Origin of the sequence: Acetobacter sp. P5B1, assembly GCF_018811985.1 — a bacterium.
Taxonomy (GTDB): domain Bacteria; phylum Pseudomonadota; class Alphaproteobacteria; order Acetobacterales; family Acetobacteraceae; genus Acetobacter; species Acetobacter cerevisiae.
Genome location: NZ_JACRVS010000036.1, coordinates 1 through 17,469, shown reverse-complemented (window position 1 = coordinate 17,469; position 17,469 = coordinate 1). Strand labels below are relative to the sequence as shown.

At 58.2% G+C, this 17,469-nt stretch carries 19 protein-coding genes, 1 tRNA gene and 1 pseudogene; 11 read left to right on the top strand and 10 right to left on the bottom strand.

Going from position 1 to position 17,469, the window contains the following annotated elements:
- Positions 1 to 27: 27 nt before the first annotated feature.
- Together KP703_RS14090 and KP703_RS14085 are read left to right on the top strand one after the other, a co-directional pair.
- A tRNA-Met gene (locus KP703_RS14090) sits at positions 28 to 104 on the top strand.
- Positions 105 to 303: 199 nt separating this feature from the next.
- The gene (locus KP703_RS14085; RefSeq protein WP_215755398.1) at positions 304 to 1,173 is read left to right on the top strand and encodes a hypothetical protein; all 870 of its coding nucleotides are present in this window, start codon (positions 304 to 306) and stop codon (positions 1,171 to 1,173) included.
- Between the two features lie 199 nt (positions 1,174 to 1,372).
- Here the strand turns inward: KP703_RS14085 and chrA are convergent, their stop codons facing one another.
- Complete coding sequence (gene chrA, locus KP703_RS14080; RefSeq protein ID WP_215755397.1) at positions 1,373 to 2,593, bottom strand: chromate efflux transporter; 1,221 nt, start codon at positions 2,591 to 2,593, stop codon at positions 1,373 to 1,375.
- A 163-nt stretch (positions 2,594 to 2,756) separates the two neighbouring features.
- Positions 2,757 to 3,325 (bottom strand): annotated as a pseudogene (locus KP703_RS14075) (cytochrome b).
- A 196-nt stretch (positions 3,326 to 3,521) separates the two neighbouring features.
- Here KP703_RS14075 and KP703_RS14070 point away from each other — a divergent pair.
- The 6 genes from KP703_RS14070 (at position 3,522) to KP703_RS14045 (ending at position 8,157) form a co-directional block, all read left to right on the top strand.
- Positions 3,522 to 4,217 (top strand): VIT family protein, encoded by a 696-nt coding sequence (locus tag KP703_RS14070; protein WP_215755400.1) that lies wholly within the window; start codon positions 3,522 to 3,524, stop codon positions 4,215 to 4,217.
- A 77-nt stretch (positions 4,218 to 4,294) separates the two neighbouring features.
- Entirely contained in the window at positions 4,295 to 4,648 is a 354-nt protein-coding gene (locus tag KP703_RS14065) for a helix-turn-helix transcriptional regulator (protein WP_173585257.1), read from the top strand.
- Positions 4,645 to 5,067, top strand: a complete 423-nt coding sequence (arsC, locus tag KP703_RS14060; protein WP_173575027.1) for an arsenate reductase (glutaredoxin) — start codon at positions 4,645 to 4,647, stop codon at positions 5,065 to 5,067. Before KP703_RS14065 ends, arsC begins: the two co-directional genes overlap by 4 nt.
- On the top strand, positions 5,067 to 6,371 hold the full coding sequence (locus KP703_RS14055) for an arsenic transporter (RefSeq protein ID WP_306789706.1): 1,305 nt from the start codon (positions 5,067 to 5,069) through the stop codon (positions 6,369 to 6,371). The genes arsC and KP703_RS14055 overlap by 1 nt, the downstream gene beginning before the upstream one ends.
- Before the next feature lie 23 nt (positions 6,372 to 6,394).
- Positions 6,395 to 7,093, top strand: a complete 699-nt coding sequence (gene arsH, locus KP703_RS14050) for an arsenical resistance protein ArsH (protein WP_215755396.1) — start codon at positions 6,395 to 6,397, stop codon at positions 7,091 to 7,093.
- 8 nt (positions 7,094 to 7,101) lie between these two features.
- Positions 7,102 to 8,157, top strand: a complete 1,056-nt coding sequence (locus KP703_RS14045; RefSeq protein ID WP_007397880.1) for an ArsO family NAD(P)H-dependent flavin-containing monooxygenase — start codon at positions 7,102 to 7,104, stop codon at positions 8,155 to 8,157.
- A gap of 135 nt (positions 8,158 to 8,292) precedes the next feature.
- On the opposite strand, the gene KP703_RS14040 is transcribed toward KP703_RS14045, so the two are convergent.
- The gene (locus KP703_RS14040; RefSeq protein ID WP_042061684.1) at positions 8,293 to 8,949 is read right to left on the bottom strand and encodes a TetR/AcrR family transcriptional regulator; all 657 of its coding nucleotides are present in this window, start codon (positions 8,947 to 8,949) and stop codon (positions 8,293 to 8,295) included.
- Between the two features lie 108 nt (positions 8,950 to 9,057).
- On the opposite strand from KP703_RS14040, the gene KP703_RS14035 reads away from it, so the two are divergent.
- Both KP703_RS14035 and KP703_RS14030 read left to right on the top strand, forming a co-directional pair.
- Positions 9,058 to 9,624, top strand: coding sequence for a hydrolase (locus KP703_RS14035; protein WP_215755395.1), 567 nt, complete (start codon positions 9,058 to 9,060; stop codon positions 9,622 to 9,624).
- A 48-nt stretch (positions 9,625 to 9,672) separates the two neighbouring features.
- On the top strand, positions 9,673 to 11,091 hold the full coding sequence (locus tag KP703_RS14030; RefSeq protein WP_215755394.1) for a DHA2 family efflux MFS transporter permease subunit: 1,419 nt from the start codon (positions 9,673 to 9,675) through the stop codon (positions 11,089 to 11,091).
- Positions 11,092 to 11,396: 305 nt separating this feature from the next.
- Here KP703_RS14030 and fghA read toward each other — a convergent pair whose 3' ends face one another.
- The 6 genes from fghA to KP703_RS14000 form a co-directional block, all read right to left on the bottom strand.
- The gene (gene fghA / locus KP703_RS14025; RefSeq protein ID WP_025440048.1) at positions 11,397 to 12,224 is read right to left on the bottom strand and encodes an S-formylglutathione hydrolase; all 828 of its coding nucleotides are present in this window, start codon (positions 12,222 to 12,224) and stop codon (positions 11,397 to 11,399) included.
- Positions 12,225 to 12,248: 24 nt separating this feature from the next.
- Complete coding sequence (locus KP703_RS14020; protein ID WP_003618982.1) at positions 12,249 to 12,650, bottom strand: VOC family protein; 402 nt, start codon at positions 12,648 to 12,650, stop codon at positions 12,249 to 12,251.
- Positions 12,651 to 12,709: 59 nt separating this feature from the next.
- Positions 12,710 to 13,819 carry an S-(hydroxymethyl)glutathione dehydrogenase/class III alcohol dehydrogenase gene (locus KP703_RS14015; protein WP_003618980.1) on the bottom strand — a complete coding sequence of 370 codons (1,110 nt, stop codon included), beginning with the start codon at positions 13,817 to 13,819 and terminating at the stop codon, positions 12,710 to 12,712.
- Between the two features lie 41 nt (positions 13,820 to 13,860).
- The gene (gene frmR, locus KP703_RS14010; protein WP_215755393.1) at positions 13,861 to 14,136 is read right to left on the bottom strand and encodes a formaldehyde-responsive transcriptional repressor FrmR; all 276 of its coding nucleotides are present in this window, start codon (positions 14,134 to 14,136) and stop codon (positions 13,861 to 13,863) included.
- A gap of 81 nt (positions 14,137 to 14,217) precedes the next feature.
- Positions 14,218 to 15,287 (bottom strand): IS630 family transposase gene (locus KP703_RS14005; protein ID WP_215755392.1). Its coding sequence is split into 2 segments (ribosomal slippage): positions 14,218 to 14,801 and positions 14,801 to 15,287, totalling 1,071 coding nucleotides; the frame shifts between segments, so codons are not numbered across the junction.
- A gap of 559 nt (positions 15,288 to 15,846) precedes the next feature.
- Positions 15,847 to 16,347, bottom strand: a complete 501-nt coding sequence (locus KP703_RS14000) for a hypothetical protein (RefSeq protein ID WP_215755391.1) — start codon at positions 16,345 to 16,347, stop codon at positions 15,847 to 15,849.
- Positions 16,348 to 16,422: 75 nt separating this feature from the next.
- Between KP703_RS14000 and KP703_RS13995 the strand changes: the two genes are divergently transcribed.
- Positions 16,423 to 17,186, top strand: a protein-coding gene (locus tag KP703_RS13995) for an IS5 family transposase (RefSeq protein ID WP_132012119.1) whose coding sequence is annotated in 2 segments (ribosomal slippage) — positions 16,423 to 16,756 and positions 16,756 to 17,186 — 765 coding nt in all. Because the reading frame shifts where the segments join, the coding sequence is not laid out codon by codon here.
- A 45-nt stretch (positions 17,187 to 17,231) separates the two neighbouring features.
- Here the strand turns inward: KP703_RS13995 and KP703_RS13990 are convergent.
- A partial coding sequence (locus KP703_RS13990) for a transposase (protein WP_215755390.1) occupies positions 17,232 to 17,469 on the bottom strand: 238 nt, incomplete at its 5' end.

Below are 17,469 nucleotides of genomic sequence, written 5' to 3'. Positions count from 1 at the left end.
CTTCCAGTCTACCCTAATCAACACCACCGCGGGGTGGAGCAGCCCGGTAGCTCGTCAGGCTCATAACCTGAAGGCCGCAGGTTCAAATCCTGCCCCCGCAACCACTTCCATCATAAATCCCTACAAATCGACGTCTGATCGCCATGAAAGACTGGCTTATCAGACACTTATGCACGTCTCGACCTTCGGAAGAGGGCCGGGCGATCTCGCGCGTCTACGCATCGCCATGGCCCACAGGGCCGCCTCAACTGGTTTCTCCGATCCGTTCAGAACGAAGCTTGGAAACCAATGAGGAATATCATCATGCGTGATGACGCAGTGAGAATGCTGTCGGGGCCAAACCAGAGAGCCTGGCTGATGCGAAACACCAGATATAACCCAAAGACTGAGCGTCTTCTGGTATGGAACGTCATAACGTGGAAATGGTGTATGGCTGGGCCAGAAAATATTCTGGAGCTCTGCCCGCTGTCTGTTCGGGGGTTCGGTGATCCAGGCGACATCTGGAAGGATGTTCGAGCTAAGTCCAACAGTCAGCTTTATGATCCACAGCAACGCGGTGATGCTCCCGTACATAATCAAGAAAAACGCAGGGAATGGCTGAGGGAAAGCAGGAGACGAAAATGCCTTCCCGAACGCATTGAAATTTTCAACGTGATACAGGGCCGGTGGGTGGTGGTCACTCAGGAGAACCTGGCGGAGCATTACTCCCGCTCATATTGGGAACCCATTGGGCTGCGCAAAGCGTGGGAAGAAATTGAGGCCGGCGCGGTTGCTGACCCCGAAGCAGAATTGACCCTGCAAGAGCATGCTGAATTTCTGGCCGAGCATCTTTTCGGAACGCGGTGCAAAAGCCCGGAAACTCCCGATGAGCGTATTTCGGTCATCGCAGAGGATTTTTATTCTGCACGGGAAGAGCAGGAGCGGGCGCCGCCGCCTTCTCAGCCGCTTCCGACATTCGAGGAGCGGCTAGACGCCCGGATGCCCGAAGTGCTCGAAATCTGGGCTGCCTCTCAGACAGGCCATATCACCTCACGGTTGGTGGTCGAAGGTTTACTTCAGTATCAATGGCCATTGTCTAGGATCCATCAACGGGCATTTGCTCAAGCCATGCAGCAAGCCGGATGGACCTCGCGTAGAAATGCAAAAATGAGGTTCTGGGTTAAAAACGATTGAGGAAAATATCGCCCTTCCTCGTGAAGTATTCAGCGGGGAAGGGTAATTAGGGGGGGTAAACTGCCTGTCCGTTTTCTGGCTGACTTACACAGGAAACGGCCGAAACATGGCCCTTATAACGACGCGCCATTATTGAAGTGTGCGTTGAAAAACGGTATGGCGATCACGCGTCGATGCACGTCGCTGACTGAACATTTCATTATGCCGCCTGCCCAATGACGACCCCTCCCAGCGCGCTGATACCGACTACCACCAGGGGTGGCGCCCGCCAGACGGTCAGCAGGACGAAACCGACCAGCACGATCCCGAAATCCGCCGCCGACCTGACCGCGCTCGTCCAGACCGGTGTATAGAGCGCCGCCCCCAGCAGGCCCACGACCGCTGCGTTGACGCCGCGCATCGTCGCCTGAACGGCCCGCTGGCTGCGGAAGGTGTCCCAGAAGGGCAAAGCTCCGATCAGGACCAGGATGCCCGGCAGAAAGATGCCGAAAAGACCGAAAGCGGCACCGGCAACACCGTGGGGAGATTGCCCGACGACCGCGCCGAGATAGGCCGCGAACGTGAAAAGCGGCCCCGGAACCGCCTGTGCCGCGCCATAACCGGCGAGAAAGGTGTCGTCGCTGACCCAGCCCGATGTCACGAAAGCCTCGTGCAGCAAGGGCAGCACGACATGACCGCCACCGAACACGAGCGCGCCTGACCGGTAGAAGGCGTCGAACAGGGAAACGCCCTCTGGTGCGCCATGGCAGGCGAGAACGGGCAGACCGAAGAGCAACGCCAGAAAGAGAGCCAGTGCGACGATCCCTGCACGATGCGATACGGGCACTGTAATATGCTCGCCATCTGACGTCTGCACAGAGCGGCAAAGCCACAAGCCGGCGAGGCCCCCGAGAACGATGGCCGCGATCTGGGCAAGCGGTGAGATGGCGAACAGAACGATGAGCGCGGCCGTGACCGCGATCGAAGCTCGCGTCCGGTCCGGACACAGCGTGCGCGCCATGCCCCATACGGCCTGTGCGACGATGGCGACGGCGACGAGTTTCAGTCCATGCAGAAGGCCTGCACCAGTCGGGCCGGCAAGCGCGTTCGCGCCATAGGCGAAGAGGACCAGTATAAGTGCCGAAGGCAGGGTGAMCCCCGCCCACGCCGCAAAACCGCCTGCATAACCGGCCCGCATCAGGCCAATGGAAAATCCCACCTGGCTGCTCGCGGGACCGGGCAGGAACTGACACAGCCCGACGAGATCGGCATAGGCGCGCTCATTGAGCCACCGGCGTCGGACGACGAATTCGTCCCGGAAATACCCGATATGCGCGATCGGCCCGCCGAAGCAGGTGACGCCCAGCCTGAGAAAGATGAGGAGCACCTCAAGAGCCGACCCCGGTCTTTCTGGTCCCACGCCACGCGGCACGATCGTCATTGAGTCGATACTTTCTTATTTTCCCGTTCGACAGGAGACAATTCCCATGAACCGGCATTCATGTGGAGCTGCTGATGACAACAAAAAATCATCACTTCTGGCTTGTTGGCGGCCCAGCATCACGGTGTGCCCAGTCATACAATCAGACAGGATACTGACCGCCTCACTGACGGAGCAAGAAACACTGCGGCAACATGCGCCCGAGAACTTTGTCCTTCAGGACGAACTGATGAAAAAGCGCCGCGCGCCATGACCTGTCGCAAAGCCCATGATCAGCCAGGCGTTCCACTCATGCAGCGTGTGAAGCCACGTCACGGTTTCTGCCGGGAACCGTGCAAACGGGGATGGGATCAGAAGGCCGAAAAAACTCATCGTCTGCCCGGCACCCCATCGCCAGAGATAGCCCAGCAAGATTTCCGCCAGAAGCAGCACATAGAGCGTGTACTCTGCTCCAAGGGCGAATACCCGGGCCACAGGCACGAGAAGGTCCGACAGATGCCGGCCTTTCGTCAGACGCCAGACAATGCGGAACACCATAATTGCGGTCAGCAGGATGCCGGCTGTCAGATGCGCGACCACCATCAGATGATGGACGGGTTTTGTTGGCCAGTTCCAGGTTTCGCCAAGAGCAAACTGAAGCAGCACCAGAAAGGCCGTCATCCAGTGAAGGATGATCGTCGGCCTGTCGTAACGCAGCAGGCTATCTGTGATGTCCGGCGTTGAATAAGGCATATACGTCTCGGCAAAAAAGAACCCTGAATCCACTTCCGTATCATGCTTACCTGACAGGATTCTGAACAGAACAGATTTTCCTAAAACATAAATAACATTGAAAATAACTCGCAATATCAGAATGAAATATCTGTTGTCGCGGCAAATGATGCATCTTAACCTTTATTTGTATTCACCAGAAGCAGCAGGTCATCTTATGTCGCGTCTCCATCCTTTGGCCGAACGTCATGCCGTCGAGAAACTGGGATGGCTGCGTGCGGCTGTTCTCGGCGCCAATGACGGAACGCTGTCGACCGGCAGCCTCATCGTCGGCGTTGCCAGTTCTCATGCGACACGCGGCAGCATTCTCGTCGCGGGACTGTCCGCGCTTGTCGCGGGCGCCCTGTCCATGGCGGCGGGCGAGTATGTCTCGGTCAGTTCCCAGGCCGATTCCGAACACGCCGACATCGCCCGCGAGAAACAGGAACTGGTCACGGACTGGGAGGGCGAAGTCACCGAACTGGCCGGGATTTATCAGAAGAGAGGGCTGGATAAAGACCTCTCGCGCAAGGTCGCCGTTGCCCTCATGAAGCATGATGCGCTCGGTGCCCATGCAAGGGATGAACTGGGTTTGTCCGAGGCCACGGCGGCAAGACCCATACAGGCGGCATTCGCCTCAGCAACCGCCTTTTCATCCGGAGCATTACTGCCCGTGCTGGCAGCTGTTCTGGCCCCCGTGGCCTGGGTGTCCTGGGGCGTGTCCCTGACGTCCGTCGTGCTTCTCGCTGTTCTGGGGGGCGTTGGCGCGATTGCCGGCGGCGCAGCGCCTCTGCGCCCAGCACTGCGTGTGACGTTCTGGGGTATTGTGGCAATGATCGTCACGGGCGGGATCGGCCGCCTGTTCGGCGTGTGACGCCGCGTTCCAAGCTCTGAACGAGGCATGTCCTGGGTGGTCTTGACTTCATCCCATATATCCGTGATCGTCGATTTATGGATACAGAATCCGCGCTCTCGGCCCTCAACGCCCTGTCCCAGTCCACGCGGCTGGAGATCTTCCGCCTGCTGGTGCGCCACGAACCGGACGGGCTGCCCGCCGGGGACGTCGCGCGGCACCTCGATGTCCCGCAGAACACCATATCGGCCCATCTCGCTACCCTGACGCGGGCTGGCCTGCTGACCTCGCAGCGCCACAGCCGGCTGATCGTCTATCGTGCTTGTCTTCCGCGCCTGCGCGACCTGATGCTTTTCCTCGTCAGGGACTGCTGTGCGGGCAGCCCCGAACTCTGCGCGCCCCTGATCGCGAACCTGTCCTCCTGCTGCCCGAGCCCGGAATCCTGTCCATGACCATCACGATCTACCACCACCCGGCCTGCGGCACGTCGCGCAACGTGCTGGCACTGATCCGCAACAGCGGCGAGGAGCCCAGGATCATCGAATATCTGAAAACGCCACCCAGCCGCGCGGAACTGGTCGATCTGATCGCCCGTATGGGGGTTCCGGTGCGCGCGATCCTGCGGGAAAAGGGCACGCCCTTTCACGAACTCGGCCTCGACAACCCGGCCCTGAGCGATGATACGCTGATCGACGCCATGATCGCACACCCGATCCTGATCAACCGGCCCATCGTTGTCACACCGCTTGGCGTGAAACTCTGCCGTCCCTCCGAGGTGGTTCTGGACATTCTACCCACGCCACAGAAGGGTGCTTTCGCCAAGGAGGACGGCGAGAAGATCGTGGATGAGGCCGGGAAACGGATCGTCTGATGCTGGCCCTTGCCATTTTCATTGCAACGCTGGTCTTCGTCATCTGGCAGCCACGGGGTCTCGGCATCGGCTGGAGTGCGATGGCCGGTGCCGCCGTGGCACTGGCGACCGATGTCATCCACTGGCACGATATTCCTGTCGTCTGGCACATCGTCTGGGACGCGACCTTCACCTTTATCGCGCTGATCGTCATCTCGCTGTTGCTGGATGAGGCAGGGTTCTTCCATTGGGCCGCCCTGCACGTCGTACGCTGGGGCAAAGGGCGAGGCCGGACGCTATTCCCGCTGATCGTGGTGCTGGGAGCGGCCATTGCAGCGGTTTTCGCCAATGACGGCGCGGCGCTGCTGCTGACGCCCATTGTCATCGCTATCCTGACGCAACTGCGCCGGAGCCATGGCGCGGCGCTGGCCTTTATTATCGCCACTGGGTTCGTCGCGGATACCACCAGCCTGCCGCTTGTCATTTCCAACCTGGTGAACATCGTCAGCGCCAGTTTCTTTGGCATTGCGTTTGATCGCTATGCCGCGATCATGGTCCCTGTCGATCTGGTGGCGCTGGGCGCGACGCTGGCTGTGCTTTGGCTGTGGTACTGGCGGCAGGTGCCTGCGACCTATCCCGTCGCCGAACTGCCAGCACCCGCTGCGGCAATTCGTGACCACCATGTATTTCGGGCGGCATTTCCGCTGCTGGTCCTCGTTCTGGCGGCCTATTTCCTGACAGCGCCGTTTCATATCCCGGTCTGTGTTGTAGCCTGTCTGGCCGCCGGAACCCTGTTGCTCGTCGCCGGATATGGCCGGGTGATCCCTGTTCGCAAGGTGCTGATGGGCGCACCATGGCAGATCGTGATCTTCTCGCTGGGCATGTATCTGGTGGTGTATGGCCTGCGCAATGCCGGGCTGACCGACTACCTTGCGGCCGCACTGGTCTGGCTTGGCCATCAGGGGCCGTTCATCGCCACCATCGCCACCATCGGCGCCGGCTTTCTGGCGGCTGTTCTGTCGTCCATCATGAACAATATGCCGAGTGTGCTGGTCGGGGCACTGGCGATCCAGCAGGCGCACGACATCACGCCGCTGACACGCGACCTGATGGTCTATGCCAACATCATCGGCTGCGACCTCGGGCCGAAATTCACGCCGATCGGCAGTCTCGCGACACTGCTCTGGCTGCATGTGCTGGCGTCCAGGAACCATCGGGTCACGTGGGGGCAATATATGAAGGTGGGTCTGGTGATCACACCTCCCGTCCTGCTGGTCACACTCCTGGCGCTGGCCCTGTGGCTGCCTCTAATCAGCCAGCCGTAATGCATGAATGGACCGATATCACAATGACTGAACCTGACTTGCCGGCCCTTCACCCCGAATATCTTGAACAGGTCGATCTCGCGCGGCTGGAACCGCAACCGCGTGTGGACCATCCGCCGCGTATGCTTCTGCTCTATGGCTCTTTACGCCCCCGATCCTTCAGCCGGTTGCTGGTGCTTGAGGCAGAACGCATCCTGAAGGTGCTGGGGGCCGAGACACGGGTGTTCGACCCGACCGGCCTGCCGGTAGCGGATTCCGTGCCCGCAAGTCATTCGAAGGTGCGGGAACTGCGGGAACTCTCGATCTGGTCTGAAGGCCAGGTCTGGTGCAGCCCCGAACGGCACGGCAACATCACTGCCGTGTTCAAGAACCAGATCGACTGGTTGCCCCTGACGGAAGGCTCGATCCGCCCGACGCAGGGCCGCACGCTGGCGGTCATGCAGGTTTCGGGCGGATCGCAGAGCTTCAATTCCGTCAATGCCCTACGGGTGCTGGGCCGGTGGATGCGGATGTTCACCGTCCCCAATCAGTCCAGCGTGCCGATGGCCTATACCCAGTTCGGTGACGATGACCGGATGAAGCCATCCCCCCTCTATGACCGGATGGTAGATGTCATGGAGGAGCTGATGAAGTTCACATGGCTGCTGCGCGACCGGGCCGACTACCTCGTTGATCGCTACAGCGAACGCAAGGCGGAATTCCGTCTCCCGGAAAGTCTGTGAGCCGGGCAATGGCGGAACAGTTCGATGTTGTGATCGTGGGAGGCGGTCAGGCGGCCCTCGCCGCGTCGTATTTTCTACGACGGACCGGACTGCGTTACGTCATTCTTGATAACGGGACGCAGGCGGGTGGTGCATGGGTGCATGGCTGGGACTCCCTGCATCTGTTTTCACCCGCGTCCTACAGTTCGCTGCCCGGCTGGCCGATGCCAGACACGCCGGATGGCGGCTATCCGACCCGTGACGAGGTGTTGGACTATCTGCACCGCTACGAGGCGCGCTATGCGCCGCCGATCCGCCGTCCGGTCATGGTCGAGTGTGTGGAGCGCGCGAACGGAAAACTTCTGACTGTCAGAACCAGCGCGGGTGATTTTCTTGGCCGTGCGGTTATCGGGGCGACCGGTACGTGGTCAGCCCCCTTTGTTCCCGATGTCGCGGGGCGTGACCTCTTCGGCGGGACGCAACTCCATTCCAGCCATTACCGGAATGCCGCGCCCTTTGCCGGCCGACGTGTACTGGTGGTGGGTGGGGGCAACTCCGGGGCACAGATTATGGCGGAGCTGTCGCTTGTCGCTCAGGCAACATGGGTCACGCTGCATGATCCCATCTTTCTGCCCGATGACGTGGACGGACGGGTCCTGTTCGAGCGGGCGACCGCTCGCGTTCTCGGCGGCCCGTCGGCCATGCCCACCAGCGGCTTTGGCGATATCGTCATGGTCCCACCTGTGCGCGCCGCCAGGGAGCGAGGCGTGCTCCACGCGGTGCGCCCGTTTGTACGTGTGACGGCGACGGGCGTCGTCTGGCCCGACGGGCGGGAAGAAGCCATCGATAGGATCATCTGGTGTACCGGCTTCCGACCCGCGCTCGGTGTATTTGCATCACTCGACGTGATCGAGCCGGACGGCTTGATCCGTGTTAACGGGCAGCAGGCCGTCAGGGAGCCACGTCTCTGGCTGCTGGGTTATGGCTCCTGGTGTGGGCCCGCATCCGCCACGCTGCTGGGCGCCGGCCGTGTCGCCAGATCCATGGTCCGGCAACTGGCGGCCTGGCTTGCGTCGCCGATATAGAAGGTCTGCTTATCGAAACTTTGAGCAAGTCTGAACACGGCCGAGAAGGAGGCGTAAGCTGCCATGACATCTCGCTCTCCGGGACAGCGCCAAGGCTCTTAGGTCGTGGGGCGAATACTGCACCAATCCGCGAAATTATGGCTCCGCCTCCGTTATACTGTCTAAAGTGCGCCGAAACGGCTCCAGCCGGTCCGCGAGATAAAGACGGTGCATCCGCCGCAATTCGTCAGGCGCACCTGGCATCGTGGGCGCGTCCTTCGAGAGCATACCGCGCAACACTTTCATAGTGTTCAGAACGACCGCAGAAATGTCTTTCGCCAGCATCTCACCCAACCCTGGTGCACAGACACGCAACGCAGCCGCAATTCCAGCTATCGCATGTCCTCGTGCACGTTCGCGAATCTCCATCCTGTCGGTCCGGGCCTCCATCAGCGCGGACAGGGATTTCACGCGAGGATAAAGCGTGACAAGCAACTCGATCAGGACGTCCGCCAATGCTTCGGGCGACAGCGTGGCGGCACGTTTGGCGAGTGCCGCGTATTCGTCTTCCAGAACGGCGATATGCCGCTGCACCAAAGCGTCCGCGACCGCCTCCTTGTTTGGAAAGAAACGATAGAGCGAGCCGATCTTCGCCCCGGCGCGCGCGGCGATCTCCGCCATGGTCGTGGCCTCGTACCCTCGTTCCGCCATGAGATCAGACGCGGCCTCCAGCAATTCCTCAACGCGCTGACGCCCAGCCGCACGCAGCGGCTGAAGAGACGTTCTTTTACCCCTTGACGAATTTGAGTCCATCCTCAAATAATGCTCCTGCTTGAGTGTATACTCAACTTACTAACGTTACCGCGTGTTCCGGACAATGGTTCGGGATGGCGGTTCTAACGCCGACAGGGATGTTTCTCCATGATTTCGATTCAAGCCACCAAGACGGCTCTTGTCCTGATCGATCTCCAGAAGGGCATTACGGGGCTTCCCCTGGCTCCGACACCGGGTGCGGCGATTGTTGAGCGATCGAAAGAACTCGCAGTTCGTTTCCGGAATGCCTCGGCTCCGGTCATTCTGGTGAATGTAGCGTTCGCGCCAGATTTCGCCGATGCCGTGCATGCGGTCGTCGATCGCTCCTTTTCGCCGCCCGGAGGCTTCGCGCCAGACTGGGCAGAACTGGTCGACGGCCTCGCCGAACCGACCGATCTGCGTATCACGAAACGGCAATGGGGTGCATTCTACGGTACGGATCTTGACCTCCAGCTTCGACGTCGCGGGATCACCACGATCGTTCTCGGTGGGATCGCGACGAATCTAGGTGTGGAATCCACCGCTCGGGCGGCTCATGAGCATGGATACAACGTCGTGCTCGCCGAAGATCTCATGTCCACTTTCACGCAAGAGATGCAGCGCTTTGCCTGCGAAGAGATTTTTCCCCGCCTTGGCCGTGTGACGACGAGCGAGGCGATTACGCTGGATGCGTGAGCGCATGGCATCGGACAGCATATTCCACGGCTTTGGGCTAGATTGCTCGTGAAGGCTGAAACACTGCTGCCATCGCCGCGCTCGGAAAAATTGCCTCCGGGCACATGGAAAATCGTGAGCGTCGCGACGGTTGGGTCTTTCATGGCGCAACTGGATGCCACGATCGTCAATGTGTCGCTCCCAGATCTTGTCGCGACCCTGCACGCGCCGTTTTCACACATTCAGTGGGTGGTCAGCGGCTATCTGCTGGCTCTCGCCCTGACATTGCCGCTGAATGGATGGCTCGTGAGTCGCCTCGGGGGGCGAGCGGTCTATTTATGGTGCTTCGGTGCCTTCACGCTGACATCAGGTCTTTGCGCGCTGGCGTGGTCCGCGCCGTCCCTGATCGTATTCCGTCTGCTGCAAGGCATGGCGGGCGGCCTGCTTGCCCCTATGGCGCAGATGACGGTTGCCCGTGTGGCGGGCCGTCAGATGCCGAGGGTTGCGAGCGCAATGACGGCACCCGTTCTGCTCGCGCCACTTCTTGGACCGGTCCTCGCGGGCGCCATTCTCTCCGTCGCGTCCTGGCGATGGATATTTCTTCTCAATGTGCCGGTCGGGTTTGCGGCTTTTGCCCTTGCCGTTCTGTTTCTCCCTGACGATCGGCATGACGAGCGCCCCCGTCCACTTGACCTGACAGGGCTAGGATTTCTCGCGCCCGCTCTCGTCTCGTTTCTCTACGGCATGGATCATGTCGCCCGGCCTTATGGACAGGCGACCTTAGGCGCGTCCCTCGTTCTGTTCCTCCTGTATGTCCGATCCGCGCGACGCAAGGGCGATGACGCGCTGATCGACCTGCGCCTGCTGCGTGCGCCTGCCTTTTCGGTGTCGGCGATCATCATGTTTCTGACGAACGGGGTGTCGTTCGCTGGTCAGATGCTGCTACCCGTATGGCTGATCCACGCCTGCGGTGTCTCGCCCGAGCGGACGGGCCTGTTCATGGCACCCCTGGGTCTGGGGATGATGTGCGTCTATCCGCTCATTGGCCGTCTGAGTGACCGGTTTGACGCGCGCGATCTGACCGGTTGCGGGGCTCTTATCTCGTTGGTCGGAACAGTGATTTTGGTGGTGCTTGCCTATAGCGGTCTGAACGTTGCCCTGCTGAGCATAGCATTGTTGCTGCGTGGCGGCGGCGGGGGTGCCGTCGGCATTCCGGCGATGAGCGCGGGATACGCTTCGATCGCCCGCGCGGATATTCCGATGGCGACAACTGCGCTGAACATCATGCAAAGGATCGGAGGGCCGACATTGATTACAGCGTGCGCCACATTCCTTGGGTGGCGGCTTGCGACAGTCGCTCCGTCTCATGTCGTGTCAGAGGCTTATGCCGAAACATTTGGATTGCTCGCGTTATTTCATGGCGCTCTGTTGTTCACCACGCGCTTCATCAGGCCTTCGGAAAAGAAACGCCAGTTCGGATCGAACTGAATCTGGCGGGCATTGATACTCGCCTGAGAGAATAAAAATCACCCAGGCAAGATGGGCCTGCATCGTCCGCTTTGCGGTCATTCGTTTGTGTTTCGGATTGTCCGACATGAGGCGACTGCTGCCTGTCTTCTCCTATATCGCTGAGCAAACAGGCAAATCGTGGAAGAAAACAAAACAGTTGGACTGCTTCCGGATAAAAGGTGCGGAAAGCTGCCAGCTGATTTCACAGTTTGAAAGATGCCCCTAACAGATTTTATCTCCACTCAAAGCCAGAAAATTCCAGATCCAAAAAACTGACAATCTATTCATCGTAGTTTACTCACGAAATATCTGAGATGATCTGCAATAAAACTGGCTACAAAATAATAGCTGTGATCGTAATCAGGACGAAGATTCAGGATGAGTTCCTGCCCTGCATTCTGTGCGGCTTCCTGGAACAGTTCTGGCCTGAGCTGTTCTTTCAGAAACTGGTCCGCCAGACCCTGATCTATCAGAACAGGCAGTCTTTCCTTCGCTGTCCGCACAAGTTCAAGCGGGTCATAGGCTGCCCAACTGGCACGATCCGGACCCAGATAAGCACTGAATGCTTTTTCACCCCATGGTACCTGCGTTGGCGCCACAATGGGTGAAAAGGCTGACACAGAACGATAGCGGCCAGGATTACGCAGCGCGATCATGATGGCGCCAAATCCACCCATCGAATGTCCCGCAATGCCTCGCTGCTGCGTAACCGGAAAGCTCGCCTCAATCAGCGCAGGAAGTTCCGTGACGACGTAATCATACATCCGATAATGCGCAGCCCACGGCTCCTGCGTCGCATTGAGGTAAAATCCGGCACCCTGTCCAAGATCGTACGCATCGTCATCAGCCACACCCACGCCCCGTGGACTGGTATCCGACGCGACAATGGCGATGCCCAGTTCTGCGGCCACGCGTTGCGCGCCAGCCTTGCCCATGAAATTCTGCTCCGTACATGTCAGACCGGAGAGCCAGTAAAGAACGGGAACCTTTTCAGTTTTTGCCTGCGGCGGCAGGTAGATCGCGAAGTTTGCTTCCACACCCAACGACACGGACTTGTGTCGCCAGACTTCCTGCTCGCCCCCAAAAGAGGCGTGTGTTTCCTTGCGTTCCATGGCTCTCACTGCCTTTTGCGCATGTCAGTTACCGTCCGTGAAGGTATAACTGCAGATCTTGTTCCCTGCCGGATCCCGGAGATAGGCAGCGTAAGCGCCCGGTAAGTGGCTTCGCGGGCCGGGTGCGCCTTCATCGGTTCCCCCATTGGCAAGACCTGCGGCATGAAAAGCCTCCACTTCGGCGGGTGTCGCTGCTGCAAAACCGATGGTGACACCGTTGCTTGAGGGCGCTTCACCGTTGCCTGGACGTGCAATGATGAAGGCTGGCTTTTCGCGGCCATACAGAATCCACCCATGCCCGAACGGCCCCAGGTTTTTTATGCCCAGAGCCGCAAGCGCGGCGTCATAGAATTTCGCGGATACCGCAGTATCCACTGCCCCAAGAAAAACGTGAGAGAAAACACCGTCACCGGAAATAACTGCCATGATCGTTCTCCTGTAATTTCCAACCATTGGAAATGATGTTGCGCGGTGAGACGCAGACCTTAGAAATGAATGACGGAACGGATGGATTTTCCTTCATGCATCAGATCGAAGGCCGTATTGATGTCTTCGAGCGGCATGGTGTGGGTTACGAAAGGCGCAAGTTCGATATCGCCACGCATGGCATCTTCGACCATGCCGGGAAGCTGGCTGCGTCCCTTGACCCCACCGAAAGCCGAGCCGCGCCACGAACGCCCCGTCACAAGCTGGAAGGGACGGGTTGATATTTCCTGACCGGCCCCTGCCACCCCGATGACGATCGACTGCCCCCACCCACGATGCGCGGCTTCTAACGCCGCGCGCATGACGTTGACGTTTCCGATACATTCAAATGTATGATCAATACCCCAGCCGGTCATTTCCACAAGAACCTGCTGAATCGGTTTGTCATAATCCTTGGGGTTGAGGAATTCCGTGGCGCCGAATGCTTTGGCAAGTTCAAACTTTTCCGGGTTGGTATCAATAGCGAAAATCCGGCCAGCCTTTGCCTGTCGCGCTCCCTGAATGACCGCCAGACCGATCCCGCCCAGACCGAAGACGGCAACCGTATCTCCCGGCTGCACCTTGGCCGTGTTGTGTACCGCACCAATCCCTGTGGTGACGCCACATCCCAACAGACAGACATGCCCTGGATTGGATGCGGGATTGATTTTTGCCAGAGAAACCTCGGCGACAACCGTGTATTCGCTGAACGTCGAACACCCCATGTAATGATGGATCGGCTGACCTTTGTAGGAGAAGCGTGTCGTGCCATCCGGCATCACACCTTTACCCTGTGTGGCGCGCACTGAAATGCAGAGATTGGTTTTTCCCGACTTACAGAACAGACATTCACCGCATTCCGCCGTGTAAAGCGGAATGACATGGTCGCCGGGGGCAACGCTGGTGACCCCTTCTCCGACCTCGATGACAATTCCCGCGCCTTCGTGACCCAAAACGGCTGGGAACAGTCCCTCGGGATCATCCCCTGACAGGGTAAACGCATCAGTGTGGCACACACCCGTATGCGTGATCTGCACGAGCACCTCACCAGCACGAGGAGGCGCTACATCGATCTCGACAATCTCAAGGGGCTTACCCGCCTCGAAAGCAACTGCGGCCCGTGATTTCATGATTTTTTCTCCAAATAACCTATCAGCCAGCATCGAGGGCATTACCGGAGATAGGATCGAACGAGTGACACCACATTCTCGATCGAACCACTGGCAACATCACGATCACCGGCACACTCAACAAATTCTTCCCGCAGGTGGCTTTCGAGAACACCGACCATTAATCCGTTGATCGCTCCCCGGATAGCCGCCACCTGTTGCAGCACCGGACCGCAATCAGTTCCCTTCTCCAAAGCCTGTTCCAGCGCATCAAGTTGCCCGCGAATACGGCTCACGCGGGTCAGAACGCGCTTTTTCTCAGCTGGTGTGTGCGGCACGAACGCTTACTCCCGAATATACTACCCTTGAGTATCCTTGTCATACTATAGGGCAGTATGACGAGGATATAATACCAACGGTTATCTTCTTTGACCTATATGAGCCCATTTCCTGATGCCGATTGAGCGTATGGTCTCTGGCAGGGCGGTGAGGTTGTTCCATGCTGCGCATGCGGCATCGATGATGTGTTCGATGCCGCTGAACACGGTGTTTGACAGCCAGTTGGCACGGAGGAACTGCCAGATATTCTCGACCGGGTTCAGTTCGGGAGCGCGGGATGGCAGGAAGATCAGACTGATGTTACGAGGCAGTCTGAGTTTGGGTGTCGTATGCCAGCCGGCACGATCGAGCAGGACGACGGCATGGGCTCCCCGTGCTACACAACGTGCAATCTCGTCGATATGCAATTGCATGCTGGCCGTCCCGGTAAAGGGCAGCACCAGACCTGCCGCCTTGCCGAGTGCGGGGCAGATGGCGCCGAACAGCCAGGCATTTTCATAGCGTTGATCGGCAGGCTGGCGTGGTCGGGTGCCACGCCGTGCCCATTGCCGGACAAGACCGTTCTTCTGCCCGATGCGGGCCTCGTCCTGCCACCAGAGCTCGATCCGTCTAGCCCTGGGCAGATGTCCTGTGTGAGCGCTCAGGATCGTGGGGAAGTTTTTTTAAACGCGTCCATGACGGATGGATCCTGCCCGGGGTGACGCGGACGCGCGCTGACATGGCTGAACCCAAGCCGCTTCAGTAGGGCGGAGATATGGCGTTCGTGATAGGAGACGCCAAAACGTTCTTCGATGACCCGTTGAAGATCGACACGACGCCAGCGCACCACGCCGTCCCGGGTAAGATCAGGACCTGCCGTGACCAGCGCCGATAATTCTGCCAGTTGAGCCGCATTCAGACGGCAGACCGACCCGTTTCGCCACTGATCACGCAAGCCGTCCGGCCCTGCGATATTGAACCGGTGTACCCAGTCCCGCAGTGTCTGCCGGTCCATCCCGCCAATCCGCGCGGCCTCACCACGGCTGGTGCCGTCCTGCACCGCCGCCAGTGACAGGAGCCGACGTGCCACATTCGCTTCCCGCGCGCGAGACGCCAGTCGACGCAGTGTTTCGGCCGTGTAGTCCGTTCGTAATGCGATCGCGCCACCCATCCTCGATCCTCCTCAATAAAGAGAATCAGAAAGGACGGTGCGTGTCACATCACAGATGAGTCACAGGAGAACTCCGTTGGTATAAGGGTGTGCTTGTCATATGATCCGATCACAATTCCGTATCGCTGAAATTTTCATCGCAACGTCCATGGGTTGCCCGTCTGTGTCTTGGGATCATTCAAGAGGTACAATCAGTGAGATCCAGACAATCTCTGCAACGAGGCTTTGAAGCGCTGATGTCCGCTATTTGGCAAACAACCTTGTGGTCCAAACGACCGACATGAAGGCGACTGCCGCCTGTCTGGTTTGATATTATGAGCAGACAGGCAGTTCAGGGGGGATAGCGGAAGGTCCGGTTTCGGATAGAAACTTGAAAAACCGGACATCCAAGACCACGAAATAATCGCAAATACAATTCCAACTCAATCATAGATTATAATAAAAGTATTTTTTTCAATTTTTTACATAAAGAACATCAGGTGATACCATGAAAAATACCATTTGAACCAACAGTTTCAACGGTGCATCGATCGGTCGGCGGAAGGTCTTTTTTCAACCATCAGAAGGGGTGTTTCAACTCGATGCTCGCCGGGTCCCACTGATCGAGAGCGATTGCTTTGCATTCGGCGATGAGCAAATCGAGAACCGACTCGATCTTGCGCGTATCGTATTTACCTTGAGCCAACGTCGTGGCCGATTCCTTTAAGAATTCCTTGCTATAGGATTCCTTGTAATCCAGCGCCCCTTGATACGTGCCAAGGCTCTTCTTGTAGTTGGTCCACAGCACTTTAGCCGGCGGGTAACCGCCGACGTTGAGATCGAGATAGCACTCGATTGTCGCAGCGCGGCGATTAATGTTCGAGGTGTGGAGGCCCTCAGGACCTTCCGCTGGAAAAAAGCGGAACTCTTCGAGCTCAGGCAGCATGATTCCACGCATATTCGCAGACAAGGGGAGTGTAGACAGACGCTGATGGGCGTCGAGACCCTCAGCGTCATTGTCGAATACGAAGACGATCTGATTCTGGACATCTATTTTAGCGAGACCTTCCGCGAACTTCACTAGGCTCAGGACCTATTAATTTATTGAACTGAGCGAGACGTTGTGATTCACAGGCTTACCAATGGAGGTGAGGCTGTGAGTGAGTTGTTTTTGATTTCGGAGAGGCAGATGGAACGGATCAGTCCATTTTTTCCTCTGGCGCATGGAGTTCCGCGTGTGGACGACCGACGCGTCCTGAGCGGGATCGTTTACGTGATCCGCAACGGTCTTCAGTGGAAAGACGCTCCGAAAGCGTATGGTCCGCACAAGACCTTATACAATCGCTTCATCCGGTGGAGCCGCCTGGGTGTCTTCGACCGGATCTTTGTGGCCCTGACGGAAAAGGCTGGCCGTTCGAAGCGTTTGATGATCGATGCAACACATCTCAAAGCGCATAGAACGGCAGCGTCCCTGCTCAAAAAGGGTCTTTTCCCCGCCATATCGGACGCACAAAAGGCGGCCTGAACTCGAAGCTTCATGCCGTCTGTGATAGCGAAGGCCGTCCTGTCCGTCTTCATCTGACGGCCGGTCAGGTTAGTGACTTCAAGGGAGCAGATGTACTTCTGACAGACCTTCCCGATGAGACAGAAGAGGTCATCGGGGACCGGGGATACGACAGTAATAAAATCAGGCAGTCTCTCGCAGAACGGAAGATCACCGCTTGTATTCCGCCGAAGAAGAACCGGAAATCAAAGCCACTTTACAACTGGCATCTATATAAAAAGCGCCACCTCATCGAAAACATGTTCGCAAAGCTCAAAGACTGGCGGCGGGTGGCAACACGATATGACCGCTGCGCACACACTTTCATGTCCGCTATCCACATCGCAGCAAGCTTCATCTTCTACCTCAAAGAATGAGTCCTGAGCCTAGAGAATTTTTTAATTCCAGATGTTTAGGGCCTGTTAGCACTTGATCCAGTCTGCGGCGGCAGCGATGTGGATGACCGCGAGGAACGAGGTTGCTGTTTTTTCGTATCTGGTTGCGACAGCGCGCCATTCCTTGAGACGAGCCCAGAGGTTCTCCACAAGATGTCGGCATCGATAGGCCCATTTGGGACAGGCGACCGGCGCATCGCGTCGTTTCGCGGGAATGGCCGGTCGGGCTCCCATGTCCCATATCCGTTCACGAAAGGCGTCTGAC

What these genes read in the sequence shown, in the direction of transcription:
- KP703_RS14085 (WP_215755398.1), top strand. Translation starts at nt 304, where the DNA reads ATGCGTGATGACGCAGTGAGAATGCTGTCGGGGCCAAACCAGAGAGCC.
- KP703_RS14070 (WP_215755400.1), top strand. Translation starts at nt 3,522, where the DNA reads ATGTCGCGTCTCCATCCTTTGGCCGAACGTCATGCCGTCGAGAAACTG.
- KP703_RS14065 (WP_173585257.1), top strand. Translation starts at nt 4,295, where the DNA reads ATGGATACAGAATCCGCGCTCTCGGCCCTCAACGCCCTGTCCCAGTCC.
- arsC (WP_173575027.1), top strand. Translation starts at nt 4,645, where the DNA reads ATGACCATCACGATCTACCACCACCCGGCCTGCGGCACGTCGCGCAAC.
- KP703_RS14055 (WP_306789706.1), top strand. Translation starts at nt 5,067, where the DNA reads ATGCTGGCCCTTGCCATTTTCATTGCAACGCTGGTCTTCGTCATCTGG.
- arsH (WP_215755396.1), top strand. Translation starts at nt 6,395, where the DNA reads ATGACTGAACCTGACTTGCCGGCCCTTCACCCCGAATATCTTGAACAG.
- KP703_RS14045 (WP_007397880.1), top strand. Translation starts at nt 7,102, where the DNA reads ATGGCGGAACAGTTCGATGTTGTGATCGTGGGAGGCGGTCAGGCGGCC.
- KP703_RS14040 (WP_042061684.1), bottom strand. Translation starts at nt 8,949, where the DNA reads ATGGACTCAAATTCGTCAAGGGGTAAAAGAACGTCTCTTCAGCCGCTG.
- KP703_RS14035 (WP_215755395.1), top strand. Translation starts at nt 9,058, where the DNA reads ATGATTTCGATTCAAGCCACCAAGACGGCTCTTGTCCTGATCGATCTC.
- fghA (WP_025440048.1), bottom strand. Translation starts at nt 12,224, where the DNA reads ATGGAACGCAAGGAAACACACGCCTCTTTTGGGGGCGAGCAGGAAGTC.
- KP703_RS14020 (WP_003618982.1), bottom strand. Translation starts at nt 12,650, where the DNA reads ATGGCAGTTATTTCCGGTGACGGTGTTTTCTCTCACGTTTTTCTTGGG.
- KP703_RS14015 (WP_003618980.1), bottom strand. Translation starts at nt 13,819, where the DNA reads ATGAAATCACGGGCCGCAGTTGCTTTCGAGGCGGGTAAGCCCCTTGAG.